General features: G+C 56.7%; 2 protein-coding genes. Both read right to left on the minus strand.

Annotated features, from left to right (window positions below; genetic code table 11):
* Positions 1–554 (minus strand): succinate--CoA ligase subunit alpha (locus CFE47_RS31105; RefSeq protein ID WP_502695547.1); only part of this gene is annotated, 554 nt, incomplete at its 3' end.
* Positions 554–1,720, minus strand: a complete 1,167-nt coding sequence (sucC, locus tag CFE47_RS31110) for an ADP-forming succinate--CoA ligase subunit beta (RefSeq protein ID WP_003210567.1) — start codon at positions 1,718–1,720, stop codon at positions 554–556. The genes CFE47_RS31105 and sucC, both read right to left, overlap by 1 nt.
* Between the last annotated feature and the right edge of the window lie 249 nt (positions 1,721–1,969).

Here is a 1,969-nt window from a genome sequence, read left to right on the forward strand (position 1 = left end):
CCTGGGATCGGGTCACCGCCGATGCCGACGCAAGTCGACTGACCGAAACCGGCGTCAGTAGTTTGCTTGACAGCTTCGTAGGTCAGGGTGCCGGAACGGGAAACGATACCGACTTTACCTGGCAAGTGAATGTGACCTGGCATGATGCCGATCTTGCATTCGCCTGGAGTGATCACGCCTGGGCAGTTAGGGCCGATCAGGGTAACACCCAGCTCGTCGCACTTAACTTTAGCGTCCAGCATGTCCAGGGTAGGAATGCCTTCGGTGATGCAAACGATCAGCTTGATGCCGCCGAATGCTGCTTCCAGGATGGAGTCCTTGCAGAAAGGAGCTGGAACGTAGATCACGCTGGCGGTGGCGCCAGTGGCAGCTACAGCATCTTTCACGGTGTTGAACACAGGCAGACCCAGGTGCTCGGTGCCGCCTTTGCCTGGAGTTACGCCGCCAACCATCTTGGTGCCGTATTCGATGGCTTGCTGGGTGTGGAAACTACCTTGCGAACCGGTAATACCCTGGCAGATAACTTTGGTGTCTTTATTGATCAGGACGCTCATTATTTGCCCTCCGCAGCTTTGACAACTTGTTGAGCAGCGTCGGTCAGGCTGGTAGCCGCGATGATGTTCAAACCGCTTTCTGCCAGTACTTTAGCGCCCAGTTCAGCGTTGTTACCTTCAAGGCGAACAACAACCGGGATTTTAACGCCGACTTCTTTCACTGCACCGATGATGCCTTCGGCAATCATGTCGCAACGAACGATGCCGCCGAAGATGTTGACCAGTACTGCAGCGACGTTGGAGTCGGACAGGATGATCTTGAACGCTTCGGTAACGCGTTCTTTGGTAGCACCACCGCCCACGTCGAGGAAGTTGGCTGGTTTGCCGCCATGCAGGTTGACGATGTCCATGGTACCCATGGCCAGGCCAGCACCGTTGACCATGCAACCGATGTTACCTTCCAGGGCTACGTAGTTCAGTTCGAACTTGGCAGCGTGCGCTTCGCGCGGATCGTCTTGCGACGGATCGTGGAAAGTCTTCAGCTTAGGCTGACGGTACATGGCGTTGGCGTCGATGTTGATCTTGGCATCCAGGCAGTGCAGATCGCCGTCAGCCTTGATCACCAGCGGGTTCACTTCCAGCAGGGCCAGATCGTGATCCTGGAACAGTTTGGCCAGACCTACGAAGATCTTGGCGAACTGGGCAACTTGCTTGCCTTCCAGGCCCAGCTGGAAAGCCAGCTCGCGACCCTGGAATGGCTGAGCGCCAACCAGTGGATCGATAGTGGCTTTCAGAATTTTTTCTGGGGTTTCTTCGGCGATCTTCTCAATGTCCACGCCACCTTCGGTGGAAGCCATGAACACGATGCGACGGCTCGAACGGTCAACGACAGCGCCCAGGTACAGCTCTTTAGCGATATCAGTGCACGATTCAACCAGGATCTTGGTGACTGGCTGGCCATTGGCATCAGTCTGGTAAGTCACCAGACGCTTGCCCAGCCACTGCTGTGCGAAGGCCTTGGCGTCTTCTTTGCTGCGAACCAGCTTAACGCCGCCCGCTTTACCGCGACCACCAGCGTGGACCTGGGCTTTGACAACCCACTCGGTGCCGCCGATTTTGTCGCAAGCTTCTGCTGCTGCTTCCGGGGTGTCTACTGCGTAGCCCTTGGAAACTGGCAGGCCGTATTCAGCGAACAGCTGCTTACCCTGATACTCGTGAAGATTCATGCTTTTTACCGTCTTCGTTAGGTACTGCGCATTCGGCGCTGCGCTCATTATGAGTGCCGCGCCACCTGTGACTGCTGCTTGCGCAACTTGCGGGGCTCAAGGCCCGTAAAGCTGCGCAAGGCTGCGTCCAGCGGATATTCCGCGGTGAGTCTTGCGCGCAAGGCTCACGACGGGCAACTCCGCCGTGGTTTCTTATTATCTCGCTTAGCGCTTCTTGCGGTTGGCGATGTGGATGGCGCCGCCATTCAC

This window comes from Pseudomonas sp. PGPPP1 (assembly GCF_002255865.1).
Lineage (GTDB): Bacteria > Pseudomonadota > Gammaproteobacteria > Pseudomonadales > Pseudomonadaceae > Aquipseudomonas > Aquipseudomonas cremoris.

Coding starts and splice junctions, on each gene's coding strand:
- sucC (WP_003210567.1), bottom strand. CDS start 1,720: ATGAATCTTCACGAGTATCAGGGTAAGCAGCTGTTCGCTGAATACGGC.